This is a genomic window from Pseudomonas sp. FW305-96 (genome assembly GCF_058783825.1).
This window is the reverse complement of sequence record NZ_JBYSYW010000013.1, coordinates 61,909-83,713: the sequence shown is the minus strand read 5'-3', so window position 1 is coordinate 83,713 and position 21,805 is coordinate 61,909. Positions and strand designations below refer to the sequence as shown.

15 protein-coding genes and 1 pseudogene are annotated in these 21,805 nt (G+C 62.7%); 8 read left to right on the top strand and 8 right to left on the bottom strand.

Annotated elements, in window-relative coordinates; translation table 11 throughout:
• Positions 1-18: 18 nt before the first annotated feature.
• The 3 genes from AC3WL2_RS12460 (at position 19) to AC3WL2_RS12450 (ending at position 3,604) form a co-directional block, all read left to right on the top strand.
• Positions 19-1,212, top strand: a complete 1,194-nt coding sequence (locus tag AC3WL2_RS12460; protein ID WP_102682404.1) for an HlyD family secretion protein — start codon at positions 19-21, stop codon at positions 1,210-1,212.
• Positions 1,209-2,744, top strand: coding sequence for a DHA2 family efflux MFS transporter permease subunit (locus AC3WL2_RS12455; RefSeq protein WP_102682405.1), 1,536 nt, complete (start codon positions 1,209-1,211; stop codon positions 2,742-2,744). The genes AC3WL2_RS12460 and AC3WL2_RS12455 overlap by 4 nt, the downstream gene beginning before the upstream one ends.
• A 113-nt stretch (positions 2,745-2,857) precedes the next feature.
• Positions 2,858-3,604 carry an SDR family oxidoreductase gene (locus AC3WL2_RS12450; protein WP_102682406.1) on the top strand — a complete coding sequence of 249 codons (747 nt, stop codon included), beginning with the start codon at positions 2,858-2,860 and terminating at the stop codon, positions 3,602-3,604.
• A gap of 9 nt (positions 3,605-3,613) precedes the next feature.
• On the opposite strand, the pseudogene AC3WL2_RS12445 reads toward AC3WL2_RS12450, so the two are convergent.
• From AC3WL2_RS12445 to AC3WL2_RS12415, 7 genes and pseudogenes are all read right to left on the bottom strand, one after another.
• Positions 3,614-5,684, bottom strand: a pseudogene (locus AC3WL2_RS12445) (hybrid sensor histidine kinase/response regulator).
• Positions 5,653-7,749 (bottom strand): hybrid sensor histidine kinase/response regulator, encoded by a 2,097-nt coding sequence (locus AC3WL2_RS12440; RefSeq protein WP_102682407.1) that lies wholly within the window; start codon positions 7,747-7,749, stop codon positions 5,653-5,655. Before AC3WL2_RS12440 ends, AC3WL2_RS12445 begins: the two are co-directional and overlap by 32 nt.
• A 43-nt stretch (positions 7,750-7,792) precedes the next feature.
• The gene (locus tag AC3WL2_RS12435) at positions 7,793-9,859 is read right to left on the bottom strand and encodes a PAS domain-containing sensor histidine kinase (protein WP_256582570.1); all 2,067 of its coding nucleotides are present in this window, start codon (positions 9,857-9,859) and stop codon (positions 7,793-7,795) included.
• A 62-nt stretch (positions 9,860-9,921) separates the two neighbouring features.
• The gene (gene mapR / locus AC3WL2_RS12430; RefSeq protein WP_102682408.1) at positions 9,922-11,331 is read right to left on the bottom strand and encodes a GntR family transcriptional regulator MpaR; all 1,410 of its coding nucleotides are present in this window, start codon (positions 11,329-11,331) and stop codon (positions 9,922-9,924) included.
• Between the two features lie 39 nt (positions 11,332-11,370).
• On the bottom strand, positions 11,371-12,777 hold the full coding sequence (gene ccoG, locus AC3WL2_RS12425; protein WP_102682409.1) for a cytochrome c oxidase accessory protein CcoG: 1,407 nt from the start codon (positions 12,775-12,777) through the stop codon (positions 11,371-11,373).
• A 320-nt stretch (positions 12,778-13,097) separates the two neighbouring features.
• Positions 13,098-13,853, bottom strand: a complete 756-nt coding sequence (locus AC3WL2_RS12420; protein WP_102682410.1) for a bestrophin-like domain — start codon at positions 13,851-13,853, stop codon at positions 13,098-13,100.
• Positions 13,854-14,034: 181 nt separating this feature from the next.
• Positions 14,035-14,439 (bottom strand): MerR family transcriptional regulator, encoded by a 405-nt coding sequence (locus AC3WL2_RS12415; RefSeq protein ID WP_102682411.1) that lies wholly within the window; start codon positions 14,437-14,439, stop codon positions 14,035-14,037.
• 73 nt (positions 14,440-14,512) lie between these two features.
• Between AC3WL2_RS12415 and AC3WL2_RS12410 the strand changes: the two genes are divergently transcribed.
• Entirely contained in the window at positions 14,513-15,577 is a 1,065-nt protein-coding gene (locus AC3WL2_RS12410; protein WP_102682412.1) for an SDR family oxidoreductase, read from the top strand.
• Between the two features lie 73 nt (positions 15,578-15,650).
• Here the strand turns inward: AC3WL2_RS12410 and AC3WL2_RS12405 are convergent, their stop codons facing one another.
• Positions 15,651-16,613: a LysR family transcriptional regulator gene (locus AC3WL2_RS12405; protein WP_102682413.1), complete on the bottom strand. Its 963-nt coding sequence runs from the start codon at positions 16,611-16,613 to the stop codon at positions 15,651-15,653.
• 114 nt (positions 16,614-16,727) lie between these two features.
• Between AC3WL2_RS12405 and AC3WL2_RS12400 the strand changes: the two genes are divergently transcribed.
• The 4 genes from AC3WL2_RS12400 to AC3WL2_RS12385 all read left to right on the top strand — a co-directional run bounded on the left by AC3WL2_RS12400 (position 16,728) and on the right by AC3WL2_RS12385 (position 21,685).
• Positions 16,728-17,087: a cupin domain-containing protein gene (locus AC3WL2_RS12400; protein ID WP_102682414.1), complete on the top strand. Its 360-nt coding sequence runs from the start codon at positions 16,728-16,730 to the stop codon at positions 17,085-17,087.
• A gap of 117 nt (positions 17,088-17,204) precedes the next feature.
• Complete coding sequence (locus AC3WL2_RS12395; RefSeq protein WP_102682415.1) at positions 17,205-18,992, top strand: choline dehydrogenase; 1,788 nt, start codon at positions 17,205-17,207, stop codon at positions 18,990-18,992.
• Positions 18,993-19,076: 84 nt separating this feature from the next.
• Positions 19,077-20,570, top strand: coding sequence for a purine-cytosine permease family protein (locus AC3WL2_RS12390; RefSeq protein WP_232967937.1), 1,494 nt, complete (start codon positions 19,077-19,079; stop codon positions 20,568-20,570).
• Positions 20,567-21,685, top strand: a complete 1,119-nt coding sequence (locus AC3WL2_RS12385) for a class II histone deacetylase (RefSeq protein ID WP_102682416.1) — start codon at positions 20,567-20,569, stop codon at positions 21,683-21,685. The genes AC3WL2_RS12390 and AC3WL2_RS12385 overlap by 4 nt, the downstream gene beginning before the upstream one ends.
• The last annotated feature ends 120 nt before the right edge of the window (positions 21,686-21,805 follow it).

The window sequence follows — 21,805 nt, the reverse complement described above, 5'->3', positions numbered from 1 at the left end:
ATTTTCCAAGGTATTGTCATGGCCACTCCCGCTGACACCTCCACCCCGGCACCCGCGCCTGACAACTCGGGCAAGCGCAAGGCCTGGCTGCTCGCCCTGTTGCTGATCCTGATCCTCGCCGGGGCCGGCACCTGGGCCTGGTACAGCCTGGTCGGGCGCTGGCACGAAAGCACCGACGATGCCTACGTCAATGGCAACGTCGTGGAAATCACCCCGCTGGTGACCGGCACCGTCACCAGCATCGGCGCCGACGATGGCGACCTGGTGCATGCCGGCCAGGTACTGCTGCGCTTCGACCCGGCCGACAGCGAGGTTGCCCTGCAGGCTGCCGAGGCCAAGCTGGCGCGTACCGTGCGCCAGGTGCGCGGGCTGTACAGCAATGTCGACTCGCTCAAGGCGCAGTTGCAGACCCGCCAGGCCGAGCTGCAGAAGGCCCAGCAGGACTACAACCGGCGCAAGGTGCTGGCCGACAGCGGTGCCATCGCCGCCGAGGAAGTCGCCCACTCCCGTGATGACCTGACCGTGGCCCAGGCCGCCGTCAACAGTGCCCGCCAGCAACTCAACACCAGCACCGCGCTGGTCGACGACACGGTGGTCTCGTCGCACCCGGAAGTGATGGCCGCCGCCGCCGACCTGCGCCAGGCCTACCTGGACCATGCCCGCACCACGCTGGTGGCGCCGGTCACCGGCTATGTCGCCAAGCGCACCGTACAACTGGGCCAGCGCCTGCAGCCGGGCACCGCGACCATGGCGGTGATCCCGCTGGACGAGGTGTGGGTCGACGCCAACTTCAAGGAAACCCAACTGCGCGACATGCGCATCGGCCAGCCGGTGGAAATCACCGCCGACCTGTACGGCAGCGAAGTGACCTACTCCGGCACCGTCGACAGCCTCGGCGCCGGCACCGGCAGCGCCTTTGCCCTGTTGCCGGCGCAAAATGCCACCGGTAACTGGATCAAGATCGTCCAGCGGGTACCGGTACGCATCCATCTGGACCCTGAACAGCTGAAGACCCATCCGCTGCGCATCGGCCTGTCCACCGTCGCCGAAGTCGACCTGCATGACCAGAGTGGCCCGGCCCTGGCCCAGCAACCGCCGCAGCAGGCCAGCTACACCACCGAGGTGTACGACCGCCAGCTGGTCGAGGCCGATGACCTGATCGCCCGGCTGATCCACGAAAACAGCGCCACCGGCAAGACGGCCCAGCGATGAGCCAGGCGGCCCCCGCGCAGTTCACCCCGCCGAGCCTGCTGCTGACCACGATCGGGCTGTCCCTGGCGACGTTCATGCAGGTGCTCGACACCACCATCGCCAACGTGGCGTTGCCGACCATTTCCGGCAACCTCGGCGTGAGCTCGGAGCAGGGCACCTGGGTGATCACCTCGTTCGCGGTGAGCAACGCCATCGCGCTGCCGCTGACCGGCTGGCTGAGCCGGCGTTTCGGCGAAGTGAAGCTGTTCATCTGGGCCACGCTGCTGTTCGTGCTGGCGTCGTTCCTGTGCGGTATCGCCCAGTCGATGCCCGAGCTGGTGTTCTTCCGGGTGCTCCAGGGCGTAGTAGCTGGCCCGCTGTACCCGATGACCCAGACTCTGCTGATTGCCGTGTATCCGCCGGCGAAACGGGGGATGGCCCTGGCGTTGCTGGCGATGGTCACGGTGGTCGCGCCGATTGCCGGGCCGATCCTTGGCGGCTGGATCACCGACAGCTATAGCTGGCCGTGGATCTTCTTCATCAACGTGCCGATCGGCCTGTTCGCCGCCGCCGTGGTGCGCCAGCAGATGCGCACGCGCCCGGTGGTCACCAGCCGCCAGCCGATGGACTACATCGGCCTGCTGACCCTGATCGTCGGTGTCGGCGCCTTGCAGGTGGTGCTGGACAAGGGCAACGACCTGGACTGGTTCGAGTCGTCGTTCATCGTCATCGGCACGTTGATCTCGGTGGTGTTCCTGGCGGTGTTCGTCATCTGGGAACTGACCGACCGCCATCCGGTGGTCAACCTGCGCCTGTTCGTGCACCGCAACTTCCGTATTGGCACCCTGGTGCTGGTGGGCGGCTACGCGGGGTTCTTCGGCATCAACCTGATCCTGCCGCAATGGCTGCAGACCCAGATGGGCTACACCGCCACCTGGGCGGGCCTGGCGGTGGCGCCGATTGGCCTGTTGCCGGTGCTGATGTCGCCGTTCGTGGGCAAGTACGCGCACCGTTTCGACCTGCGCCTGCTGGCCGGCATCGCCTTCCTGGCGATCGGCGCCAGCTGCTACATGCGCGCCGGCTTCACCAACGAGGTGGACTTCCTGCACATCGCCCTGGTGCAGCTGTTCATGGGCATCGGCGTGGCGTTGTTCTTCATGCCGACCCTGAGCATCCTGCTGTCGGACCTGCCACCGCACCAGATCGCCGACGGTTCGGGGCTGGCGACGTTCCTGCGCACCCTGGGCGGCAGCTTCGCCGCGTCGCTGACCACCTGGATCTGGATACGCCGGGCCGACCAGCATCATGCCTACCTCAGCGAGCACATCAGCACCTTCGAGCCGGCCACCCGCCAGACCCTGGAACAACTGGGCGGTGCCAGCCCGCAGAACTACGCGAAGCTGGAGCAGATCCTCAACAGCCAGGCGTACATGATGTCGACGGTGGACTACTTCACCTTGCTGACCTGGGTATTCGCCGGGTTGATCCTGCTGGTGTGGCTGGCCAAGCCACCGTTCACGGCCAAGGCCGCGCCGGCGTCGGCGGGGCATTGAGAGCAACATGCGGGGCGGCCCGACAAGCCCCCTTTGGCGGTGGGGCCGCAGGTTTTCAAATGATGGCACTTCCCCTAATCTTGTAGGTCTTTTCCGGACTACTTGGCAGGCTCATGGACAAGGTCATCGTCATTACCGGCGCCAGCCGGGGCATCGGCGCCGCTACCGCGTTGCTGGCGGCGCAACAGGGTTACCGCATCTGCATCAACTACCACGCCGATGACCAGGCCGCCGAGGCGATGCTGGCGCAGGTCCGCGCGCTGGGCGCGGACGCCATCGCGGTGCGCGCCGACGCCAGCGTCGAGGATGAAGTGGTACGGTTGTTCCACTTCGTCGACCAGGAGCTCGGGCCGGTCACCGCGCTGGTCAACAACGCCGGGACCATCGGCCAGCAGAGCCGGGTCGAGGAGATGTCGGAGTTTCGCCTGCTCAAGGTGATGAAGACCAATGTGGTCGGACCGATGCTGTGCGCCAAGCATGCCTTGCTGCGCATGGCCCGACGACATGGCGGGCAGGGCGGGGCGATCGTCAATGTGTCGTCGGTGGCCGCGCGCCTGGGCTCGCCCAATGAGTACGTCGACTACGCCGCGTCCAAGGGCGCGCTGGATACCTTCACCCTCGGCCTGGCCAAGGAAGTGGCGGGCGAGGGCGTGCGCGTCAACGGTGTGCGGCCGGGGTACATCCACACCGGCTTCCATGCCCTGAGTGGCGATCCGGACCGTGTTGGCAAGCTTGAGCCCGGCCTGCCGATGGGCCGTGGCGGCAAGCCCGAGGAAGTGGCCGAGGCAATTATGTGGCTGCTGTCGGACAAGGCTTCCTATTCGACCGGCAGCTTCATCGACCTGGGCGGCGGGCGTTAGAAGTGCGCCTCAACCCTGCAGCATGTGCTCGATCCGCTCCGCCAGTTGCTGCAAGGAAAACGGCTTGGTCAGCACGCTCATGCCTTCCTCCAGAACGCCATCACGCAGTGCGGCCGTTTCGTCATAGCCGGTGACGAACAGTATTTTCAAACCTGGGTAGCGCAGGCGCGATGCGCTGGCCACCTGTCGGCCGTTGAGGCCGGCAGGCAAGCCAACATCGCTGATCAGCAGGTCTGGTGCGCTGCGCGCCTGGAGCCCCGCCAGCGCCTGAGGGCCGTTTTCGAACATCCGTACCTCATGGCCGAGGTCCTCGAGTACTTCGGCAATGACCAGTCGTATGGCCATTTCGTCCTCGACCACCGCCACATGCCGTGCACGAGCCTGGGCACGCGCAAGGGCTACGGGAGCGACAATCGCTGGCTTGCGCTGCACCGCGCTGTGATGACGCGGCAGGAACAGGTTTACGCACGTGCCTTGCCCTGGGGTCGAGTCGATGTTCAACTGCCCTCCGGATTGGCGCACGAAACCGAAGATCATCGAAAGCCCAAGGCCTGTCCCCTGGCCAAGTGGCTTGGTGGTGAAGAACGGGTCCATGGCCCGCGCCAGGGTTTGCTGATCCATGCCACGCCCGTTGTCGTACACACTGATGCGTACGTATTGACCGGCGTTCAGATCCAGAGGGCTGGCGTGTTGTTCGTCGAGCTGCACGTTGCAGCAGGCGATGCGGACCGTGCCACTGCCGCTGATGGCGTCGCGGGCATTGATGCAAAGGTTTAGCAGCGCGCTTTCCAGTTGCGGTGGATCGATGCGCACGTTCCAGAGGTGGTCGTCGTTCTGGCAATGCAGTTCGATATGTGGGCCGACACTGCGGGCAATCAGATCATGCTGCCGTCGACCAACGCGGCCACCGCCGTTGGCTCGGGCTGCAAGGTCTGCTGGCGGGAGAACGCCAGCAGCCGGTGAACCAGCGAGGCGGCCCGTTGCGCCGCGTCCCTGGCGTTGTCCGGCAGCGGGGGCAAGGCATTGTGACGTTGCTGATCAGGCGCTGGCTCGCCAGTTCCAGTGCGCCCAGTATGCCGCCGAGCAGGTTGTTGAAATCATGGGCCACACCGCCAGTGAGCTGGCCCACGGCTTCCATCTTCTGCGCTTGGCGCAACGCGTGTTCGGCGTGTGCCAGGCGCCGTTGCTCCTCGATCCGCTCGCTGATGTCGTAGGCGAACAGATAAGCGCCAAGCGTCTGGTCATTGCTGTCACGCAAGGGGGCAAAGCGCATTTCATAATGACGCCGTGCATCGCCTTCGCCGAACGCGTCGATTTCGATGAAGGTCTCCCCGGCCAGCGCCCTGTTCCACAACGCCAATGAGCGTTGGCAACCGTCTGTGGCGGCTGCGAACTCTGCTTCAAGCGATGCACCGACTTCGGGCTGGAAACCGAAGATTCGCTGGAACTCGCCGCGGGTGGCGGCGTTGATGGCCAGCCAGCGCATCTGCCGGTCCACCACCTGCACGCAGGCGACACTGGCATCGATCAGATCGGCGAAAACCTTGCGCTCGGCCAGCGCCTGTCCAATGCGTTGTTCCAGTTGCGCATTGAGCGCCTGCAAGGCCGTCACGTCGCGAAAGATAACCGCCACCTGATGGCGCTCGGCGGGCTCGACCCGAATTGCCGCCAGCCCCAGGCAGCGGTCGGTGGCATACAGTTCGTGCTCGAAGTAGATCGGCTCGCCGGTGCGCGCCACATGACCGAAACGTTCCAGCCAGATCTCGGCCTCATCGGGAATGACTTGGCGCAGGGTTCGCCCGACCACATCGGGCAGGCCGGCATGGCGACAATAGGCGGGATTGGCCATCAGGTGCAGGTAGTCGACCCAGTCGCCATTCGCGTCGGCAATGAACTCGATGATGCAGAAACCTTCCTCCATGGTTTCGAAGAGGAACCGATAACGTTCGGCTTCCTGCACGCGCTCGCGCAGTTGCCCAAGCTCCTCGGCCATGCGCAGGTTGTGCTGGCGTTCGATGCGCAGCGCCTGTCGAAGGTCGTGCAGCTCGTCAGGGCTCTCGCTGCGTGGGCTCACGGTCATCGACGGGACTCCTTGTCATTGATAGCAACTGCTCCACCTGTTCGACCAGCGCCTCGAGCGCAAAGGGTTTGGTCAGCACGCAGGTCGCGCGTGGCATGGGACGTTCGTGCAACACGGCCTTGGCATCGTAACCGGTGATGAACAGCACCGGTACATCAGGCAGGCGCAGGCGAAACGCTTCGGCAACCTGTCGCCCATCAAGCCCACCGGGCAGGCCGATATCGGTGATCAACAGCTCAGGCTGGCCTGGCGCCTCCAAGGCTGCGGGGCCGCTTGCGTAGCTTTCGACGCTGTGGCCGAGCTCTTCGAGCACTTCGGTAATTATCGCGCGCAGCGGCACATGGTCCTCTACCAGGGTGATGCGCCGCCCAGGGGCGTGACTACGGGCAGCAGGCTTGATCGCCGGCAGGGCGTGGTGTTCGCTCCCGGGCTGCCAGGGCAGATAAAGGCGTATGCATGTCCCTTCACCCTGCGTCGAGCAGATCTGCAGCTGGCCGCCGGACTGGCGGACGAAGCCGTAGGCCATGGACAGCCCCAGCCCTGTGTTGCGGCCCGCCGGCTTGGTGGTGAAAAACGGCTCGACCGCACGTGCCGCGACCTCGGCGGACATGCCCTGGCCATTGTCCTTGATGCTCAGGCACAGATAACGACCCGCTGGCAGATTCACCGTCTCGTCCGTGTCATCCGGACTCTGCACCTGGCGGCAATCGATATCGATGCGGCCGCCATTGGGCATGGCATCGCGGGCATTGATGCACAGGTTGAGCAGGGCACTCTCCAACTGTGGCGGGTCGACAAAGGTCACCCCTTCGTCATGCTCGAAATGGCAGCTCACCTCAATGGCCGGCCCGACACTGCGACTGATCAGGTCCTGCATGCCCTCGACCAGGGTACGGAGCCGGATCATCTGGGGCTGCAGGGTCTGTTGCCGGGAAAAAGCCAGCAGGCGCTGAACCAGCGTGGCGGCCCGCTGGGCTGAACTGCAGGCGCTGTCGAGCAAGGCTGGGATATCAGCATGGCGTGCTTGCTGCAGGCGTTGGCGCATCAGCTCCTGGGCGCCGAGCATCCCCGCCAGCAGGTTGTTGAAGTCATGGGCGATGCCGCCGGTAAGCTGACCGACTGCCTCCATCTTCTGCGCCTGGCGCAAGGCCTTTTCAGCCTCGAGCAGTTTTTGCTGTTCGTTGACCCGACGCGTGATGTCGTAGACGAACAGGTAAGCGCCGACTATTGCCCCGGCGGCATTGCGCAGGGGGGTGAAATGCGACTCGAAGTGGCGAAGGCGGTCGTTTTTACCGTAAGCAATTACTTCGGTAAAGGTTTCACCGGACAATGCCCTGCGCCATAGCGCCATGGAACCTTCAAGCTCGACGGGGAAACCTTTCAGGCACTCGATCAGGCTGTCACCTGCCTGGAGCCTGTGGTTGAACAGATACTCGAAATCCTTGACCGCGCGTTTGTTTACCGCAAGGAATGTCATCAAGGTGTCCACCACCTGAACCCGCGCGACGCTGTTCTCCACCAGTTCGGCGAGCAAGCCGCGCTCTGCCAGGGCAGCGGCCACCCGTTGTTCGAGTTGCTCGTTGAGTTGTTGCAGGGCAGCTTCGGCGCGGTATCGCTCGGTGACATCCTTGAACAGTACCGCCACCTGCCGTCGCTCGACCGGCTCGATGCGGAAGGTGGTTACCGACAGCACACGCCCTGTCGCCACCAGCTTCTGTTCGAACTGCAAGGGTTTCCCGGTGCGCAGTACCTCGCCATAGCGGGCGATCCAGTCATCGGCCTCATCCGGCACCATTTCCCGCAGTTTCTGCCCCGTCACGTCGGCAATGCCTGCGTGGCGGGCATAGGCCGCGTTCGCCAGCACATGCACGTAATCGCTGAGCGGGCCGTGGGGGCCATCGAAGAACTCGATGACACAGAAGCCCTCGTCCATCGTATCGAAGAGAAAGCGGAACAGGCCCTGATCGGCCTGTTGATGGTGGGCCCATTGTGCTTCCAGCTGGGCATTGCGCTGGCGAAGGTCTTCGACCTGTCGACGAAGGGACTGCAGTTCGCGCGAGGACATGCGGGCTTCCAGTGAAGTGGCAGGGCACTGTAGCTGTTTTGCGTTACACCGTGCCAGGTGCCTGGCTGGCGCTACTGAGCAATTGGTCGACCCGGGCGATCAGCAACGCCAGCTCAAAGGGCTTGTGCAGCAGGGCCGTCAGGTTGGATGTCGTCAGCCGGTCACTGTCCAGGTCACCATCGTAGCCGGTGATGAAGAGCACGGGGGCGTGCTCGTTGCTTGCGCGATAAGCGTTGGCAACCTGGTAGCCATCGACGCTACCGGGTAGTCCGATATCGACAATCAGCAATGCTGGGCGGGTAGCCTGCCCCAGCGCCTGCATGGCGGCATTGCCTTCGTCGAAGACTTGTAGCCGATGCCCTCGCTCTTCCAATACCTCGCGGATCACCATGCGCAGGGTTGGCTGGTCTTCGACCAACAGAATGTCGAGGCCAACGTTGCGTGGTGGCTGTATTGCGGTACGAGGGTCGAAGGACGCGAGCGGCACCTCGGTACGCTGTTCACGGGGCAGGTACAGGCTGACGCGCGTGCCGCCCTGGGGAGTGCTGTCAATGCTCAAGTGCCCGCCGGACTGGCGCATCAACCCGTAGGCCATGGACAAGCCCAGGCCTGTGCCCTGGCCGAGGGGCTTGGTGGTGAAGAACGGCTCGATGGCGCGGGAGGCAATGTCGTCGGACATGCCGCAGCCGGTATCTTCCACCACGATCTGAAGGTAGTCGCCAGGCGCGAGTTGCAAGCTGGCGGCCTGGGTCGGGGCGAGTGAATGATCCTGGCAACTGATACGCAGTGTGCCGCCTCTGGTCATGGCATCCCGGGCGTTGATGCATAGGTTCAGCAAGGCGTTTTCCAGTTGCGGTGGGTCCACGCGCACTGTCCATTGCCCGGCCAGCGTCGCATCGACAAAGCCGATGCTCGCGTCCAGGGTGCTGTGAATCAGGTCATGCATGCCAGCCACCAGGTGGTGCACATCCACGGTCTGTGGCGTGAGCGTCTGCTGACGGGCGAACGCCAGCAGGCGTTGGACCAGCGAGCTGGCGCGCGAGGCGTTTTGCTGGACGATGCCCAGCATGTGGCGACAGTCCTGGCCGCGTCCCTGATCCAGTCGTTTGTCGGCGAGCTCCAGGGCGCCGAGGATGCCACCCAGGAGATTATTGAAATCATGGGCAATGCCACCGGTGAGCTGACCTATAGCCTCCATTTTCTGCGATTGACGCAAGGCCTCCTCGGTCTGGCGCAGGTGCTCCTGCTCCCGCACCCGTTCAGTGATGTCGTAGGCAAACAGGTAGCCGCCCTGAATCCGCCCCTGCGCATCACGTAATGGGTTGTAGCGCATGTCGTAGTGCCGCTGCGCCTCAGGTTGGCCGAGGGTGATGGTGTGAGTGAATGGCTCGCCCGCCAGCACCCTCGGCCACACCGGCTCGAGACAGTGCAGGATGTCCGGCTTGTCGGCCAGGATCCGCGAAATGGAATCGCCCACCTTGGGCGTGAAACCGTGCAGCCGTTCGAAGGTTTCGCACGCGGTCCGGTTGATGGCGATCAGGCGCAGGCTGCAGTCGGCGGCGAATACGTTGGCCAGGCTATGGTCGACCAACTCACCAAGCAGCTTGTTGTTGACCTGTGCTTCGTCAACGCGCTGCTGGGCGCGATCGAGCATGGCATGGGTGAGACGTTCGTTGGCCGGGGCTCCGGTGAACAGCACCGCCACCCGTCGGTCGCCCGCCGGGCCGAGGGGGTAGGCGGTAATGGACAGCAAGCGATCGGTGGCGTTCAAGCGCTGCTCGAAGCAGGCTGGGCTGCCAGTGCGCACCACCTCGGCGAAGCGAGGCACCCAGGCATCGGCTTCGGCCGGGATGAGTTCACGCACCGTCTGCCCCATCTGCTTGGCATGCGCGGTGTGCTGGATGCAGGCATCGTTGCTGAGGATGTAGCGATAGTCGCTCAGCGGTCCTTCGGGCCCGTCCAGCAGCTCCAGCACGCAGAAGCCCTCGGCCATATGGCTGCGCAGCAATGCGAAGCAGGTGCGTTCGAGCTCATGCTGGGCAAGTTGAGCCTCGAGCTCGGCGATGCGCGCGTTCAACTGTGCGCAGGAGGGGGCAGGGGCATTGAGCATGGGCAGGTACCGGGCAGCGGATCGCGAAACTATAGCCGCGTCGGCCTGTACCTGCCACGGCGTCAGAACGAACGCACGATCCGCCCCAAGGTTTCCATGGCCTGCTCCGCGCCATCGCCCCAGGGGCTGCCATAGTTCAGGCGGATGCAGTTGCCGAAGCGCCGGGTCGGCGAAAAGATCGGCCCCGGTGCGATGCTGATACCCTGGGCCAGCGCCATGTGGAACAGCTTCAGCGCGTCCATCTGTTCGGGCAGTTCCAGCCACAGGAAGTAGCCGCCGGAAGGCTGGCTGACCCGGGTCTGCGCCGGGAAATGGCGGGCGATGGCGGCGAGCATGTTGGCCTGCTGGCCCTCCAGCGCGTAGCGCAGCTTGCGCAGGTGGCGATCGTAGCCACCGTGCTGCAGGTAGTCGGCGATCGCCGCCTGGGCCGGCATCGAGGCGCACAGCGAGGTCATCAGCTTGAGCCGCTCGATCTTCTGCGCAAAGCGCCCGGCCGCGACCCAGCCGATGCGATAGCCCGGGGCCAGGCTCTTGGCGAACGAGCCGCAATGCATCACCAGCCCTTCGGTGTCGAAGGCCTTGGCCGGCTTCGGCGCCTGCTGCGAGTAGTACAGCTCGGCGTAGACGTCGTCCTCGATCAGCGGCACCTGGTGGCGGCGCAGCAGCTCGACCAGTTCCTGCTTCTTGGCCTCCGGCATGCTCGCGCCCACCGGGTTCTGGAAGTTGGTCATGCACCACACGGCCTTGACCGGGTGCTTGTCCAGGGTCTGGGCCAGCACGCCGAGGTCCATGCCCTCGCGCGGGTGCAACGGGATTTCCACCGCCTTGAGCTTGAGGCGCTCGAGCACCTGCAGGCAGGCATAGAAGGCCGGTGCCTCGATGGCCACCAGGTCACCGGGCTGGGTCACGGCCTGCAGGCACAGGTTCAAGGCCTCCAGCGCGCCGTTGGTGATCAGCAGCTCTTCCATCGGCAGCATCAGCCCGCCGACCATGTAGCGCAGGGCGATCTGCCGACGCAGTTGCGGGTTGCCCGGCGACAGGTCGGTGACCACCATGCGTGGGTCCATGGCCCGGCTGGCGCTGGCCAGCGAACGGGACAGGCGCTGCAGCGGGAACAGGCTCGGGCTGGGGAAGGCCGAGCCGAACGGCACGGTGTGCGGGTCCTTGATCGAGTCGAGGATCGAGAACACCAGGCCGCTCACATCCACATCGGTGGACTCGCTGGCCGGCGCCTGGGGTTGCGGCTCGCAGAACGGCCGCGGCGCGTGGGCGTTGACGAAGTAGCCAGAGCGCGGCCGCGCGCGGATCAAGCCGCGGCGTTCCAGCAGGTAGTAGGCCTGGAACACGGTGGACGGGCTGACCCCGTGGGTCTGGCTGGCGTAGCGCACCGAGGGCACCCGCTGGCCGGGGCCGAGCACCCCGGAGCGGATCAGTTCGGCAATGTCGTCGGCGAATCGTTCGTAGCGTTTCATTGTGTTTTTGGCAGGCAAGGTGAGTGTCAGTGTAAGGGATCAGCGATTCATCGGCGCGACGAAACGGCTGTGCGCAGTGCTGCGGATCCCCGGCTGGTCGCTGTCCTGGATCTCGAAGGTCAGTTCCTGGGAGCTGCTGGTCGGGCGATCGGCAAGCATCGCCACCGACACCGGCAGTTCGCTCATCTCGCCGGAGGCCAGGGTGAATTCGGTGCGGCCGTGCAGCTCGAAGCCGTCGGCGTCAACCAGGCGCAGACGATAGTGCTGGGGTTCCTGGGTCTTGTTGATGATCTTGAGCAGGTAGATGTTCTCGATCTGGCCCAAGGCGTTCTCGCGGAACAGGCCACGGTCCTTGATCACGTCCATCGATACCATCGGGCGCATCTGCAGGGCGACCACCAGGGCGCCGATCATCACCGTCAGCGCGGCGGCGTAGCCGAGCAGGCGAGGGCGCAGCCAGTGGGTCTTGCCGCCTTGCAGGTTGTGTTCGGACTTGTAGCCGATCAGGCCGCGCGCATAGCCCATCTTGTCCATCACCCCGTCGCAGGCGTCGATGCAGGCGGCGCAGCCGATGCAGGCCATTTGCAGGCCTTCGCGGATATCGATGCCGGTGGGGCACACCTGCACGCACAGGGTGCAGTCGATGCAGTCGCCCAGGCCCTGGCTGCGCGCGTCGCTGCCTTTCTTGCGCGGGCCACGGGCTTCACCGCGGCTGGGGTCGTAGGCCACCGCCAGGGTGTCCTTGTCGAACATCACGCTCTGGAACCGTGCATAGGGGCACATGTGCATGCACACCGCTTCGCGCAGCCAGCCGGCATTGAGATAGGTGGCGGCGGTGAAGAACAGCACCCAGAACAAGGCTACCCCACCCAGCTCGAAGGTGAACAGTTCGGTAGCCAGCGGGCGGATCGGCGTGAAGTAGCCGACGAAGGTCAGCCCGGTGAGCACGCCGATGGCCAGCCACAGGCCATGCTTGAGGCCGCGACGGGCGATCTTCTCCGCGCCCCACGGCGCGGCGGCCAGCTTGATGCGCTGGTTGCGGTCGCCCTCGGCGATCTTCTCGCACCACATGAACAGCCAGGTCCAGGTGCTTTGCGGGCAGCTGTAGCCGCACCACACGCGCCCGGCGAACACGGTGATGGCGAACAGGCCGAAGGCGCAGATGATCAGCAGCGCCGACAGCAGGATGAAGTCCTGCGGCCAGAAGGTCGCGCCGAAGATATGGAACTTGCTGTCGGCCAGGTCCCAGAGCACGGCCTGGCGGTCGCCCCATTGCAACCAGGCGGTACCGAAGAACAGCACGAACAGCAACCCGGCGAAGGCGATCCGCAGGTTGCGGTAGAAGCCGGTGAAACTGCGTGTATGAATGCCACCGGCCACCTGGCTTTTGCTCTTGTGGGTGGTGGGGGCAATCTCGATGACTCGGAAGGGGATTCTGTCGCTCATGGTTCGTCGCTCATCAGGCCTCGATCAGGCCAGGGCACTATGGCCCTCGATCTGTTTTCAGCACAGGCCCAGGTATTGAGATAAAAACCATATCAGATGAGAGGTGAGTTTCTTGAAGCCTTGTATTTCGGTGCTTGGCGTACTGGATTGCAGATGCCTGCGGCTATCCACCGCACCTATGCTTAGTGGTATTGGCCGCTTTGCGCCCCATCGCCGGGCTGGCTGAAAGAGAATCGCCGGATCGTATCGCGCTTCGACAGGCTCGCGAAAAGCCATGCCGCCACGAGGTCACCACCCAGAACGCAAGCGCCCCCGCTCCCTTAAAGCTGCATGACGGCGAGCGCCCTGCGCAGAGGCTCGTCGGATATCTGGATAGGGCCGTGAAATGGCACGTCCATGTCCAATACGAGGTACACGGAAGCCGAAATAAGCAATGAAGAAATGATGAACATCGCTATTACCATCGAATTATGGGGCGCGCGGTATCCAAAACTGGCGAAAATGAGCGTCAACCAAGCAGCAAGCATCCCGACAAGCGGGCCGGGAATTGCCCCCTCTGACTGCTCGACGATCCTCCAGCGTTGCTCGATGAGCGAATGATATTGCTGACGAATATCCTGCAGCATCGTTTCATGGTAACGGTCCGGCGGCTTAATAACGGCCAAAGATTTTCCTATGTCATCCAGGTATTTAGCTGCTTCGCTGTTACGATGTTGCAGCGCCTCGTCCCCCCGGTACGGCGTCGCGATAGCGTGCTCAAGATAGATGATCAGTCGGTTGCGAGTCTCCTGGGCCGAATCGCCATAGCCCCGCAGTGTCCGATCAAAAATGATCATGCTGGTTGCATACCCATGGAAGTTTGCATCAATGGACTCGAAGGTATTTTTGGCAGAATTGATCATCAAGCCAAAGACCAGTGATGTCATCACCACAAAAATGTTAGCTACCAGGCGAATTACTGTATTTGTGTCTTCATCCCTGTGGTGGGATGCTAGCTTTGGGTACCACAGCATCATGAGCAGCGAGGCGGCAACCAAGCACCCAAAAATGGCCAGTGCGATCCAGAGAGCGTTCATGCATCAGGGACCTGATCAATCTGAGTCAAGCCTTAAAAGATAGACCGTGACCGACCGCTATGATTGGAAAGCTGCTGGCCGTGGATGGCCGCTTCCGACCCAGGCAGCCATTCTGCATCGGCAGTAATCGGCCAGCAGGCCCGCCAGGTTGCGGGGCCACGCTGAACGGTTGAGCCGGGAACTATTGCGTTGCGGCACGCCCAAGTACAGGAAGGTGAGGAATGGTCTGTCCGAGGGCAATGGCACTGGCTTCAAGCTTCACACGCTCTGCTTCCAGAAAAACATACGTGGCTTGCAAGGTGGTTATTTTCGTCTGAATTTCGGCCATCTTGCTGGCGACCAAGGCCGCGCCTTGCGCGCAATTGATCGTATTACCCCGCCTGGCAGCAAGAATGTCGCCAATCTCGGCGAGTGAAAAGCCCACGCCCTGGGCACTCTGAATGAAGGCCAGATCAACAACGGTCTGATCGCCGTAGCTGCGATAGTTGTTGGCCTGTCGATGGGCCACGATAAGCCCGAGTTGTTCGTAATAGCGCAATGCATGGCGGCCAATGCCACTGCGGCGCTCCAACTCTCCAATGTTCACAGTAAAAATTCCTTGACTGTAGAGCAGGCTCTACACCTTAGCCTGGGCCCATCATCCAAACAAGGATTCAGGCATGAGCGTGGAATGTTTCGTCACAGGCGGCAGTGGGTTTGTAGGTCAACATTTACTGGCTCGTCTTACCGCGACAGGGCACAAGACCTGGGTGCTTATGCGCACCCCTGCAAACATCGAGCGCCTCAGGGAGCAGGTAGGCCGACTGGGCGGTAACCCTGCCTGTATCCATGCCGTTGAGGGCGATATCAGCAGAGAGGGGCTTGGACTCAGCGAGGCAGACGAGCAGCGCGTGTCTTCGGCCTCTGTGGTCTTCCACCTCGCGGCGCAATTTTCCTGGGGGCTGACAATGGAGCGCGCCCGCGAAGTCAATGTGCAAGGGGCGCTGAGAGTCGCCAGGCTTGCGGCGAGCCAGCGCATCCGCTTGCTGATGGTGGGTGGCTTCATGCTGCAAAACCTTGGCCACCTTGCCAGTATCGGGGTTGACAATGAGTGCCCTGATAACACGAACTGGCCCGTGGTCTACGGCCGTGCAGGTGGCTACGAAGGCAGCAAGCTCGAGTCCCATTTTGCGGTCATCCGTTACATGCAGGAAGCGGGCGCGGATTACACAATCGTTCATCCTGCTACGGTGTGTGGCCACAGCGAGAGTGGGCACATTCTGGAAGGACAACCTTTGGCCGAACTCATTCGAAACCTGGCACAAGGCCGGTTCAAAGCTGTTCCCGGTTCCACCAGGCACTGGTTGCCATTGGTCAGCGTCGATTACCTGGTGACAATGATGACTTGCGCGGCGTTCGACCCCTCGATGGCCAACCAGCAGGTCCTGGCACTCTATGAGCACACACCGAACTTGCAGGGGCTGCTAGGGCAGATAGCGAAAACGCTGAAGATCAAGGCACCCCGCCGCCATGTAGCGATAGGGTTGCTGAGATGGCTTTTGACAATTCCCGGACTGGCGGCCCGATTCGCGATCAGCGCCGAGTCATTGAATTTTATTCAGACGCAACGCTTTGATATGAGCCATAGCAGGCAATTGGAACTGAAGTATCGGTTGACACATCCCGACATGGCGCGAGCTTTGGAAAAGACAGTGCGCTACGTCAAAGATTACTTGCCCCATTGAAGCAACCACCTCAGACAAGGTATGGCATGTATAAGATGGGAGGCTGGACCGTTGGACTTTGACGAGAAAATATTCATGTCATGCGCGCTTCGTGACGTTCCATGATCTGAATGCCCTGTTCAGTCAGCGCTTGGCGTACCGCCACTTGATAGCTTTCTATTGCTTCACGCAACCAGATTTCAAACTTCTGACTTGCGGGAGAACTTGGTCTTTTGGGTTTGAAGAGGGTGTAGTTCTGAGCGCTGACCAGGCCAAGTGGGTAGGGCACGATAAGCTCGCCTGCGCGGATGGCAGGCATGGCCAGGAAGCTGTCGCCGATCGTCAGGCCACCCCCGGATGCCGCGACAGACAGGCACAGGGTGGTTTCGTTGAACGTTGTCTGCCGGCGCCGTGGGCCGCCGGGGTCGAGCCCGGTCAGGGCGCACCACTCGTCCCAGATGTCGTAATTTGCATCGATCAGGTACGGCGCATTGCAAGGCTTGCGGTCTTCGCACAAGTACGTCTGGGCGAAATCGCGGGTGCAGACCAGCAGGTCGATCCAGCGGCATAGCTCAGAGGCTTCCAGTCCGCCGCCGACCTTGGCGCCGTGCATGCCATAAAAGATACGGAAATCGAAGTCTTCGTCGAGACGGAAGGTCGCGTTCTTCTCCGCAGTGATTTCCACGGAGATGCCGGGGTTGGCGACCAGGAATTTTCCCACCTGGCCGGCCAGCCAGCTCGAGGCGAAATCGCGGCATACCAGCACCCGGAGCTGTTCGCCCTGGCGTGCACGGCGGCTTATGGTATCGGTGGTGAGCTGAATCAGCTCGAAAGCTTGCTGCAGGGCAATGAACAACTCGCGCCCGGCCGCTGTCAGGCGGATGATATTGCCTGTGCGCAGTAGCAGCGGGCAGCCCATGTCGCTCTCCAGCTGAGTGACCTGCTTGGACACAGCGGGGCGCGTGACATTCAGCTCCTGTGCGGCGCAGGAGATGCTGTTTAGCCGGGCAACGGCCTCGAAGGCACGGAGCGCGGTAAGGGACTGGTGCTTTCTCAAAAGGGGAGGCTCCGTAACCTGAGGTGACTCAGGCAGAAATCTTGTCACTTGTCTGTATGGGAGCCCGACCCTAGCCTGAATGTCAATCTCAACGCGCAAATCCGAGGCTTCATCATGCTTCTTCCGATCCGCTTTTCTTCTATTGGTCCCGCTGGCTGGCAGCGGTTGCCGAACCAAGCCCTTGAACATGCCGAACTGATCGAAGGCCGGCCGATGGGCCTTGATCATGCCTACTTCAGCCGCAGCGAGCCGCTGGTGAAATCAGGTATCTGGCGTTGCGAACCGTATACCGAACACTACGAAAGCTATCCGGCCGACGAATTCATGGTGGTGCTGGAGGGCGAGGTCACGCTTGAGGGAGAGGGCTTCTGCGAAACCTATGCTCCAGGCGATTGCTTCCTGGTACCCAAAGGCTTTCGTGGTATCTGGCGTCAGCCAGTGCCGATGCGCAAGTTCTACGTGATCGTCGGCTAGCCCGCCCAGGCAAACCGCCACGTCTTTAACTCGACCCAAACCCTGGACGTTGCGCGGGCATTCCCGCGCACTGCGGGTGGGCCTGTCTCCAGCTTCACGACGGTGGAAACTTGTACCATGTCGACTTCTGAGCAAACCTCGTTTTCCAGCGCGCATGACGAAGGGCGCTATGACTACATCATCGTCGGCGCCGGTGCCGCCGGGTGTGTACTGGCTAACCGCCTTGGCGAAAACCCGGGCGTGCAGATACTGGTGATCGAAGCCGGTGGCAGCGACAACTCAGTCATCGTGTCGATGCCGGCGGCGTTGTCGATCCCGATGAACACCAAACGCTTCAATTGGGGCATGAAAACCGAGCCGGAGCCCGGCTTGGATGGCCGGCAGGTGAACCTGCCGCGTGGCAAGGGCCTAGGCGGCTCCTCGTCGATCAACGGCATGTGCTGGGTTCGAGGCAACCCCATGGACTATGAACTATGGGAAGCGTTGGGGGCCGAGGGCTGGCGCTGGTCGAACGTGCTTCCGTATTTCCAGCGCCTGGAAAATGTCGAAGGCGGTGGGCTGTTGCGCGGCACTCAGGGCCCAATGCGAATTACCCGGGGGCTTCAGACCAATCCGCTGTATCAGGCCTTCGTCAGAGCGGGCAACGAAGCGGGCTACGCCGTGACCGACAACATGAACAGCCGCCAGCATGAAGGCTTCGGACCGATGGAGATGAACGTCGGTGACGGGCGTCGGATGAGCGCTGCGGTTGCCTACCTGCGGCCGGCCATCGCCCGCGGCAATGTGCGCGTGATCAAAGGCGGCCTGGTGGACCGGGTGATGTTCATGGGCCAGCGAGCCACCGGGGTGGTGTTTTCGGTGGGCGGCAAGCTCGCCAGGGCCATGGCCTCGCGAGAGGTGATTTTGTCGGCGGGTGCCATTATGTCCCCGGTGATCCTCAAACGCTCAGGCATCGGCCCGGCGCAAGAGCTGGCGCAGCATGGCATCCCCGTGATCCACGACGCCCCCGAAGTAGGCGAGAACCTGATGGACCACATGGAACTCTACCTGCAAATGGAGTGCACCCAGCCGGTCAGTCTGTTCCCCACCCAGAGCCTGCTAGGCAAGGCGAAGATCGGCATCGAGTGGCTCGCCACCCGGCGCGGGCTTGGGGCCACCAACCATTTCGAGAGCGGCGGGCATATTCGCAGCCGGGCGGGCATCGTTTATCCGGACATCCAGTTTCACTTCCTCCCGCTGGCCATCTCCTATGATGGGCAGACGCTCGCCAAAGGACATGGGTTCCAGGTGCACGTGGGCACCAAACGCTCGAAAAGCCGGGGTTGGGTCAGGCTGCGCGACACCCTCCCACAGAGCCTGCCGCGGGTACGCTTCAATTACATGACTCACCCCGACGATTGGGCGGAATTCAGGGCCTGCGTGCGCCTGACCCGGGAGATTTTCGCCCAGCCGGCCTTTGCGCCCTATCGGGGCCGGGAATTGGCGCCGGGCGCGGCCGTGCAGGATGATGCCGCTATCGATGCATTTCTCAAGCAAAAGCTTGAAAGCGCCTACCACCCTTGCGGGACCTGTCGCATGGGCAGCGACGATGCTGCGGTGACCTTCCCGGATGGCAGGGTCCGCGGTGTCGACGGGCTGCGCGTGGTAGACGCCTCCCTTATGCCGGCGGCCACCGCAGGCGACTTGCAGGCCCCCACCCTGGTGCTGGCCGAACGGTTGTCCGACCTGATCCGCGGCCGTCAGCTGCCCGAAGCGCAAGGGGCCGCATTGCTGGCCGACCCGCAATGGGCCACCCGGCAGCGTGGCCGGGAGATCTCCCGCGATTACGCCCGCGAACGCGATCGGCTGGCCGCCGCACTGCTGGCCAATGCCAAGGGGCAACCGCTGGCGATGGTCGCCGGTTGAGCCAAGGTGTGAATCCCAGTATTGCCATCGACCCATGAGGGATACCACCGAGCGATCGATAAACGCACTATCAAAGATGCACGCATGATCAATCTCAACCAGGAAAACAAGAACATGAGAATGACATCCAATGGGCAAAGTGCCTCGGTGAGGCCTGCGGTTGCGCAGGCCCGAACCGACGGTGCGGAACGGCGCTCCGTAGATTTCGTACCGGTGTCTGAGCGTCACGGCAGCGTGCGACACCTAGGGGCAGTCTGGATCGTTGCCAACATCAACCTGACCGCAATGGCGACCGGCGTTACCACGCTGGCGCTGGGAGGGCCATTATTCTGGACGTTGGTCGCGACTGTGTGCGGCTCACTGTTCGGCACGCTGTTCATGGCGCTACATTCCTCGCAGGGACCGCAATTAGGACTTCCGCAGTTGGTTCAATCCCGCGCGCAGTTCGGCTTCTTCGGCGCCGCGATCACCGTCTGGGTCTTCGCCCTCGTCAACTACTTCAACTACAACGTCGCCGATGCCATCCTGGCGGGGTCAAGCCTGCATTTTCTGCTGGGAATTCCAACCGCCTGGGGGTTCCCGATCGCGGTACTGTTCGCGGGCACGCTAGCGTTGTATGGCTACCGCTGGATCCACCGGGTCAACCGCTTCCTGGTCGTGCCGCTCGGATTGACCATCGTGGTACTGACCTTCGCCGCGGTGGCCCGAAGCGCGATTCCCGCGGGGGCGTTCGAGCCAGGCCCCATCGAATGGCATGCCTTCGCCACCACTTTTGTCATCGTGGCGGGCTTCCAGCTTGGCTGGGCGCCTTATGTGTCGGATTACTCCCGTTACCTGGCCCCCAGCATTTCCACGCGCTCCTCGTTCCTGTGGACCTACCTGCCGTCGGCGATATCGGCGCTGTGGGTGATCGGCCTGGGCTCGCTGCTCGCGGCGGCCACGCCCGGCGCCACGGTGATCATGGCGATCGCGAATGGTGGCGACAGCTTGTTCGCGGGGGGCGGGCGGCTTGCGGTCGCGCTGCTATTCGTTGGCCTGCTGGTGGTGATGGCGCTCAATGCCTATGGCGGCAGCCTGACCCTGATCTCGATCGTCGACTGCTTCCGCCGAGTGCGGCCGTCGCTGGCAATGCGAGCTGTCACGATTGTTGCGATGACGCTGTCGGTGTGGGGAATAGCGGCAATGGTCGGCGAGGATCGGTTCAACGTGTTTTACGGAAATGTCCTTGTATTCCTTGCCTACCTATTTACTCCCTGGACGGCTATCAATCTGGTGGACTTCTACCTGGTACGCAAAGGCTGCTACTCGATCCGCGAACTGTTTAATCCCGCGGGTATCTACGGGCGATGGGGGTGGCAAGGAAATGTCGCATATATCGGCGCGCTGGCGGTGATGGTGCCGTTCTTTGTCACTGCGCCTTACACCGGATGGGTCGCCCGGCAAATGGGTGAAATCGACCTCTCGATGTTCGTGGGCCTGGTGGCTGCCAGCGCACTTTATCTTCTTACTTCTCGAACCCTTGATCTGGGCAACGAACGTCGCCTGGTGGACAAGGAACAACAAGTCAGCGAGCGATGAATATGAAAACAACCGGCTGGATTTGGGACGAACGCTTTACCACGCACGATACCCGGGCCTGGAGCCTGCCTTGGCAGGAGCCGATCGACCACCCGGAGAAGGGCGATACAAAACGCCGCTTCGCAAGCTTGGTCAAACGCAGCGGCCTTGAGAAAAACCTTGTTGCGTTGCCCTTCAGCCCGGCCTCGGAGGCCGACCTGCTGCGGGTGCATACGCCGGCCTATGTTGATCGAATTCTCAACCCGGTCGGCCCTGCGTGGAGCGATGCGGGCGATGGCGAAACACCTGTGGGACCTAATTCGGCAGACGTCGCTAGGCTCGCGGCAGGGGCAGTTATCGCGGCGTTCAAGGCGGTCGTGGCGGGCACAGTGAGCAACGCCTACGCACTCATCCGGCCACCAGGGCATCACGCGCTTGCGGGCCAGGGCATGGGTTACTGCATCTTCCACAACACGGCGGTCGGCATTCGCCATCTTCAGCACACGGGCGAAGTGGAGCGGGTTGCGGTTATCGACTGGGATGTTCATCACGGCAATGGTACCGAGACCCTGTTCTACGACGACCCGTCGGTAATGACGATCTCCCTGCATCAGGACAATCTGTACCCCATCGGGCGTGGGAAGGTCGATGACATCGGCACCGGCGCAGGCCTGGGCGCTAACCTGAATATTCCGCTTCCAGCAGGGTCCGGGCGAGGTGCCTACGTGGGGGCGTTCGAGCGTGTGGTTCTCCCGGCAATCCGCCGCTTCCGGCCGGACCTCATTGTGATCGCGAGCGGCTTCGACTCGGCGGCGATGGATCCCTTCGGGCGTCAGCTGTTGCACTCCGAAGCCTATCGGGAACTGACCGCACTGGTGATGGGCCTGGCCGATGAGGTGTGTAGATCGCGGGTTGTGGCCGTGCACGAGGGTGGCTATGACCCGTTGATGGGACCGTTCTGCGGTCTAGCCGTCGTCGAAACCCTTGCCGGGCTTCGCACGGCCGTCGAGGACCCTTGGATCGGTACGGTCGTGAATCTGCCGGAGCAAGCCTTATTACCCCATCATGACGCGGCGATATGTGCGTGCGAGCCACTTCTGGCAGGTGTTCCGGTTGGCCGTGAGCTTCCCCGATGACACTGGGAGTCGGCGCTTGAAGTAGGTTCAACGAATGAGCCATTGCCCCTGCACGGCATCATGCAGGGGTGTTTCTCCATGGCGAGGTTCACCGCCCAGCGGCGATGTTGGCTCGAGTAA